This window comes from Allobosea sp. LC85 (assembly GCF_000735605.1).
Taxonomy (GTDB): Bacteria; Pseudomonadota; Alphaproteobacteria; order Rhizobiales; family Beijerinckiaceae; genus Allobosea.
In genome coordinates this window covers 1-974 of the sequence record NZ_JPKG01000002.1, presented here as the reverse complement: position 1 = coordinate 974, position 974 = coordinate 1, and the positions used below count along the sequence as shown (strand labels likewise).

Annotated in this window: 1 protein-coding gene; it reads right to left on the bottom strand. The window is 70.1% G+C overall.

Annotated elements, in window-relative coordinates; translation table 11 throughout:
* Positions 1-974 (bottom strand): Ig-like domain-containing protein (locus FG93_RS32745; RefSeq protein ID WP_043230396.1); only part of this gene is annotated, 974 nt, incomplete at both ends.

Below are 974 nucleotides of genomic sequence, written 5' to 3'. Positions count from 1 at the left end.
CCGAGCAAGGCCAGGTCGGTCGCAAACACGATCGAGGCGATCGCATCCGAACCCGCCGTGAAGCTGATGCTGTTGGCGGCGAAGTCCGGCCCCGCCGGCGTCGAGCCGCTCGCCAGGTTCTGGTCGTCCAGCACCAGCGAGATCGCAGCCCCCGCCACCGGGCCGGCGCCATCCGTCACCGTGATCGGCTGCACCGCTGTGTCGGTATCGCCGTCGCCATCGGTGATCCGGTAGCTGAACCCGGCGCTGATCCCGGCGGCATTGGCCTGGCCCGGCGCCGGATCGAAGCTCCAGGCCCCATTCGCCTGGAAGTTGTAGACCCCGAGCGCCGTGGTGAACTGATAGGCCCCGCCGACCAGCACGCCCGTCGTGAGCGCCACCATCGCGCCCGAGCCTGGCAGCTGCACATGCGTCAGCGTCGCGCCGTCCGCGCCCTGCGTGTCATTCGTCAGCAGATTGCCGCCGATCGTCCCGGCCGCATCCTCCGCAACCGCCAGGCCCGCATCGTCGACCGCATCCGGCACGTCGTCGGAGACGGCGACATTGACCGTTCCGATCGCCGTCGTGCCGTCGCTGTCGGTCGCGACCACGCCGACCGAGCCGAGCGCCGCCAGATCATCCGCATTGAGCCCGGGATGGCTGTCGTAGTTGCCGTTCAGCGTCGCCGTCACCGTCGCCACGCTGCCGGCCACCGACAGGTCGAGCGTCACGATCGTCGCCGCTCCGTCCTTGCCGACGATCTGCGTGTCGGAGAGCCGTGTCCAGCTCAACCCACCGCCGAGCAAGGCCAGGTCGGTCGCAAACACGATCGAGGCGATCGCATCCGAACCCGCCGTGAAGCTGATGCTGTTGGCGGCGAAGTCCGGCCCCGCCGGCGTCGAGCCGCTCGCCAGGTTCTGGTCGTCCAGCACCAGCGAGATCGCAGCCCCCGCCACCGGGCCGGCGCCATCCGTCACCGTGATCGGCTGCACCGC